Source organism: Bacillus sp. P14.5 (genome assembly GCF_003316765.1).
Taxonomy (GTDB): domain Bacteria; phylum Bacillota; class Bacilli; order Bacillales; family Bacillaceae_B; genus Rossellomorea.
Window position 1 is genome coordinate 96579 of the sequence record NZ_NIJF01000039.1, and the last position, 6442, is coordinate 103020.

Below are 6442 nucleotides of genomic sequence, written 5' to 3' on the forward strand. Positions count from 1 at the left end.
TTTGACAATGGAACAAGAACAAAGACAATCTTATGATGAGAATCAAATACAGGTTTTAGAAGGTTTGGAAGCCGTTAGAAAACGTCCCGGAATGTATATCGGCTCCACCAGCTCAAGAGGACTTCATCACTTGGTGTGGGAAATCGTCGATAACAGTATCGATGAAGCCCTTGCAGGTTACTGTTCCGAAATCAAAGTGACAATCGAAGAAGACAACAGCATCACTGTTCAAGATAATGGACGCGGAATCCCGGTCGGTATCCATGAGAAAATGGGCAGGCCGGCTGTTGAAGTCATCATGACCGTCCTCCATGCCGGCGGTAAATTCGGCGGAGGGGGCTATAAAGTATCAGGAGGCCTCCATGGTGTTGGTGCTTCTGTCGTGAACGCCCTGTCAACTGAGCTGGAAGTATACGTCCACCGTGATGGAAAGATTCATTATCAGAAATTCGAAAAAGGTGCTCCAAGCTTTGATTTGAAAGTGACAGGAGAAACGGATGTCACAGGCACGGTCATCCACTTTAAACCGGATCCTGAAATTTTCACGGAAACAAGGGAATATGAGTATGACATTTTAGCGAATCGTCTCCGTGAGCTTGCTTTTCTAAACAAAGGAATCAGAATTATCATTGAAGACAAGCGAGTGGAAGATAAAAAGAATGAGTATCATTACGAAGGCGGAATCAAGTCCTATGTAGAGCACTTGAACCGTACAAAAGAAGTCATCCATGAAGAGCCGATTTTCATTGAAGGTGAAAAGGAAAACATTTCCGTGGAAATAGCCCTTCAGTACAACGATGGTTTTGCGAGCAATCTTTACTCGTTTGCCAATAACATCCACACGTATGAAGGTGGAACACATGAATCGGGATTCAAAACTGCCCTGACTCGTGTCATCAATGATTACGCCCGTAAAAATAATTTATATAAAGACAGTGACGCAAATCTTTCCGGTGAAGATGTGCGTGAAGGAATCACAGCTATCATTTCCATCAAACATCCCGACCCGCAATTTGAAGGGCAGACAAAGACGAAGCTTGGGAACTCGGAAGCAAGGACCATTACAGATGCCTTGTTCTCGGAGCACTTTGAATCGTTCCTGCTTGAAAATCCTGTTGTCGCACGGAAAGTTGTCGATAAAGGTTTAATGGCTGCGCGCGCAAGGCTCGCTGCGAAAAAAGCACGTGAACTTACCCGCCGCAAGAGTGCCCTTGAAGTTTCAAGCCTGCCTGGTAAGCTGGCGGACTGTTCTTCAAGAGATCCCAAGATCAGTGAAATTTACATCGTTGAGGGTGACTCAGCCGGCGGATCTGCCAAACAAGGCCGTGACCGCCACTTCCAGGCAATCCTGCCTCTTAGAGGAAAAATCATCAACGTAGAGAAGGCCCGGCTTGATAAAATCCTTTCCAACAATGAAGTCCGTGCCATGATCACGGCACTTGGTACAGGAATCGGCGAAGACTTTGACATTTCAAAGGCCCGTTATCAAAAAGTCGTCATCATGACAGATGCCGATGTCGATGGAGCCCATATCCGTACGCTCCTCCTGACATTTTTCTACCGCTATATGAGACAGATCATCGAGGCAGGCTATATTTATATCGCCCAGCCGCCGCTGTATCAAATTAAGCAAGGTAAAAAGATTGATTATGTTTATTCTGATAAACAGCTGGAAGAAGCACTGGCACAAATGCCTGCACAGCCTAAACCCGGAATTCAGCGCTATAAAGGTTTAGGTGAGATGAATGCTACACAGCTTTGGGAAACCACAATGGACCCTGAATTCAGAACTCTTCTGCAGGTAAGCCTTGAAGATGCAATCGAAGCGGATGAAACCTTCGAAATGCTGATGGGAGACAAAGTAGAACCGCGGAGAAACTTTATTGAAGACAATGCTGCATATGTGAAAAACCTCGACGTTTGATTCATCAGCAGGATAGAATCAATTTTTTCTATCCTGTCTTTTACATAGGCTGTTTTAGCATAAATTGTTGCTTTCGGAAAAAGCCCAAAAGCCGGATTTTTCCCCGGATACTAGAGTTTTTCTCTTTATTCGGGGTGAGTAGCTCTTTTCTTTCTTGCTTAACAGGGTATTCTAGGGGGATTAGGGCATTATCTCACCAAAATCATATGTAAAAGCAACAAAGTTGACGGAAAGAGCCTTTACATAAAGGGTCATTAAGACGGCAGTATTTTATTATGAAACTTAAGAAACAAAAGCGGACATAGGTAGCTAAAATACCTTTTTAAAGGAGGTCCCTTCTATTATGGCGGAAATACCACGTTCTAATGTAAAAGAAATCAATATAAGCCATGAAATGCGTACATCCTTCCTGGATTATGCCATGAGCGTTATCGTTTCCCGTGCATTGCCTGATGTACGTGACGGTCTGAAACCCGTACACCGAAGAATTTTATATGCAATGAACGACCTGGGAATGACATCTGATAAAGCGTATAAGAAATCTGCCCGTATCGTCGGTGAAGTAATCGGTAAGTACCACCCGCACGGTGATACAGCTGTATACGATACAATGGTGCGTATGGCGCAGGATTTTAACTATCGTTATATGCTTGTGGACGGCCACGGAAACTTCGGGTCTGTCGATGGAGATTCAGCAGCAGCCATGCGTTATACAGAAGCGAGAATGTCCAAGATTTCAATGGAAATCATCCGTGATATCAACAAAGACACCATCGACTACAGAGATAACTATGATGGATCGGAACGTGAGCCGATAGTTATGCCTTCACGTTTCCCGAACCTGTTGGTGAACGGTTCGTCTGGAATCGCTGTAGGGATGGCCACCAATATCCCGCCTCACCAGCTGGGTGAAGTGATCGACGGGCTGCTTGCACTGAGCAATGACCCCGAAATCACAATCCAGGAACTGATGGATTATATTCCGGGACCTGACTTCCCAACCGCGGGAATGATCGTCGGAAGAAGCGGAATCCGCAGAGCTTACGAATCAGGCAAGGGCTCCATTACCATGAGGGCGAAAGTCAGAATCGAGACTAAGGCGAACGGCAAAGAAACGATTATCGTTGAGGAAATCCCTTATCAGGTCAATAAAGCAAAGCTTATTGAAAAAATTGCCGATCTTGTGAGAGACAAAAAGATAGATGGCATCACAGACCTTCGCGATGAATCCGACCGTAACGGAATGAGGATTGTCATTGAAGTCCGTAAAGATGCAAATGCCAATGTCCTCTTAAATAACCTTTATAAACAGACAGCGCTGCAGACAAGCTTCGGTATCAACCTGCTTGCCCTTGTAGATGGACAGCCTAAGGTCCTGAACTTAAAGCAGTGTCTCTATCATTATTTAGAGCATCAGAAAGTCGTCATCCGCAGAAGGACTGAGTTTGAACTGAAGAAAGCGGAAGCGCGTGCGCATATCTTGGAAGGACTGAGGATTGCCCTTGATCATATTGATGAAATCATCGCTTTGATCCGAGGTTCTCAAACTACAGATATTGCACGTGAAGGTTTAATGGAAAACTTCTCTCTTTCTGAGAAACAAGCTCAAGCAATCCTTGATATGCGTCTTCAGCGTTTAACTGGTCTGGAACGCGACAAGATTGAAAATGAGTACCAGGACCTTCTTAAGCTGATTGCCGAATTAAGAGCGATCCTTGCAGATGAAGAAAAGGTATTGGAAATCATCAGAGAAGAATTGAATGAAATCAAAGAACGTTTCAATGACGAACGTCGTACTGAAATCGTGGCTGGAGGCATAGAGCAGATTGAGGATGAAGACTTGATTCCACGCGAAAATATCATCCTGACATTGACGCATAACGGATATATCAAACGTCTTCCTGTTTCCACTTACCGCAGCCAGAAGCGCGGCGGACGCGGAATTCAAGGGATGGGCACCAATGAAGATGATTTTGTTGAACATCTTCTGACCACATCCACACACGATACGATCCTTTTCTTTACAAACAAAGGAAAAGCGTTCAAAGCAAAAGGATATGAGATTCCGGAATTCAGCCGGACGGCAAAAGGAATCCCGATCATCAACATGCTCGGTGTCGACAAAGGCGAGTGGGTCAATGCGATGATCCGTATCGAAGAATTCGTTGATGACTGGTACCTGTTCTTCACTACAAAGCAGGGAATTTCAAAACGTACTCCAGTATCAGACTTTGCAAATATCAGAACCAACGGGCTGATCGCCATCAACTTAAGGGAAAACGATGAACTCATTTCCGTTAAGCTGACGGATGGAAGCAAAGATATGATTATCGGAACGAAAAAGGAATGCTGATCCGTTTCCCTGAAACAGATGTCCGCTCAATGGGAAGAACGGCTACCGGTGTTAAAGGCATCAATCTTGATTCCGAAGATATAGTGGTAGGCATGGAAATACTGGAAGAAAAAGATGATGTACTGGTGGTTACGGAAAAAGGCTTTGGTAAACGGACACCTGCTGAGGAATACCGCATCCAGACACGTGGCGGAAAAGGATTGAAAACCTGCAACATCACTGAAAGAAACGGTGAGTTGATCTCTGTTAAGGCTGTTACAGGTGAAGAAGACCTTATGTTAATAACAGCTAATGGTGTACTTATCCGTATGGATGTTAGTGATATCTCGACAACCGGCCGGAATACGCAGGGCGTCAAACTGATCCGTTTGGATGAGAACAGTTCTGTTGCTACAGTTGCCAAAGTTGAGAAGGATGAAGAAAAAGAAGAAGATGAGATTCCTGTTGATCTGACAGAAGAATCGGCTGATGTAGTTACCGGAGAGTCTTCTGAAGAGAACGAATCCGAAAGCGATAACGAAAACAATAACGAATAATTCAAGAAATCACTCTCCTTCCCGGAGGGTGATTTTTTTGGTTCTGGATTCTTCAATCCTTTAAAGCGCTAAGAGGGAAAGTAACTTTTAATACTTTAAAGATTTAAACTGAAAAGGAAGAATAACTTTTTATTTTAAAACGGTGCGAAGATGGTTATTTGTCTGGTAAAATAAAGAAATGAACACTGGACAGAGGTGATATTTATGAGAATCAAAGTACGCGAGGTAGAAGAAGGCTGCATCCTCAATCAGGATATCTTAGGGATGACTTCACTGCCCATCATCCCGAAGAAAACAGTCATTCATGATATACATATTAAAGTACTGAATTCTTTTCTTATTGAAGAAGTATCTGTAGAAAGAATCAAGGCAGACGGAACTCCATTCTATCCTGCACATGCAGGAGAAGAGGAAGAGGATAAAGGCAAACCTGCCAAGCCTCAAAGGCGTAACAGTGATTTCCTGAATTTATACCTGAATACGGTACAAGAGTTTAAAAGCGAATTCCAAAACTGGCAGTCAGGAATGCCGGTTTCCATCTCGAAAATCAGGAGCATCATTCTGCCTCTGCTGGAACTGGTAGAGAAGAACCCAAAAATATTGCCCACCTTCATCAATATACTTCAAAAAAGGATTATATTTATCATCATCCACTTGCAACCGGGCTGATGAGCGGGTTGATGGCCAAAAGGCTTGGCATGGATACCGGGAAAAAGATTCAAGTGACCCTTGCCGGAGTACTGGCTGATTGCGGCATGGCCAAAATTCCATTGTCTATCCTCACTAAGGAGACAGCCTTGACAGAGTCTCAATTTAAAGAGATCAAGATGCACCCCGTCTATAGCTACAAGATGGTCAAGGATATCTCTCTCCTCAAACCAGAGACCAAGCTGGCTATATTCCAGCATCATGAGAGACTGGATGACAGCGGTTATCCAACTGGGGAAAATAAAGAAAGAATTCATTTATTTTCAAAAATTATCGCTGTGGCTGATGTATTCCATGCTATGACTTCTGAAAGAATATACAGAAGCAGGCAGCTGCCGTTTCAGGTCTTGGAGCAAATCAAGGAAGACCACTTCGGAAAATATGACATCCAGGCGGTACAGGCACTTATAGATATCATTACAGACCTCTCAATTGGGACGGAAATACGTCTTTCTAATGGAGAAGAGGCGGAAGTCATGTTCCTCACAAGGGAAAATCCAACCCGCCCGCTTATACAAGTTAAATCCACCGGGACCATTATGGACCTTGCGAAAAGACGAGATCTGTTTGTAGAAGAAGTTCTCTCGTAAAGTATAGAGATAGAGGCGGGTCAGTGTGCTGCTGATCCGCCGTTTCGTTTGAAGAAGAATCCATATAATTAGTGTGTTGATGTTAACTAAAGAAGAAATAACTCTTAGCCATAGAAAAAAATCTAAATGAATGATTATTTTTACTTGTATTCAATAGATGATGTATGTATAATGAATCTCGTTGGCAAAAAAGCCGGCAGAATGTTTTTCCAAAAAGTTATTGACAATATAACAAGGTAAATGTTATATTATAAAAGTCGCTTATGACAAGCGCACATTGAACATTGAAAACTAAACAACTCAAAACGTCAACGTTAAACTAGTAAGAACA

The 6442-nt window shown here is 43.3% G+C and carries 3 protein-coding genes and 1 pseudogene; all 4 read left to right on the plus strand.

Annotated elements, in window-relative coordinates; translation table 11 throughout:
- The first annotated feature begins 7 nt into the window (after window positions 1–7).
- The gene (gene gyrB / locus B9Z54_RS04860; protein ID WP_113927368.1) at window positions 8–1924 is read left to right on the plus strand and encodes a DNA topoisomerase (ATP-hydrolyzing) subunit B; all 1917 of its coding nucleotides are present in this window, start codon (window positions 8–10) and stop codon (window positions 1922–1924) included.
- A 343-nt stretch (window positions 1925–2267) separates the two neighbouring features.
- Window positions 2268–4813 (plus strand): annotated as a pseudogene (gyrA, locus tag B9Z54_RS04865) (DNA gyrase subunit A).
- A gap of 204 nt (window positions 4814–5017) precedes the next feature.
- Window positions 5018–5482 carry a hypothetical protein gene (locus B9Z54_RS04870; RefSeq protein WP_113927369.1) on the plus strand — a complete coding sequence of 155 codons (465 nt, stop codon included), beginning with the start codon at window positions 5018–5020 and terminating at the stop codon, window positions 5480–5482.
- Window positions 5482–6111 (plus strand): HD-GYP domain-containing protein, encoded by a 630-nt coding sequence (locus tag B9Z54_RS04875; protein WP_113927370.1) that lies wholly within the window; start codon window positions 5482–5484, stop codon window positions 6109–6111. The genes B9Z54_RS04870 and B9Z54_RS04875 overlap by 1 nt, the downstream gene beginning before the upstream one ends.
- The last annotated feature ends 331 nt before the right edge of the window (window positions 6112–6442 follow it).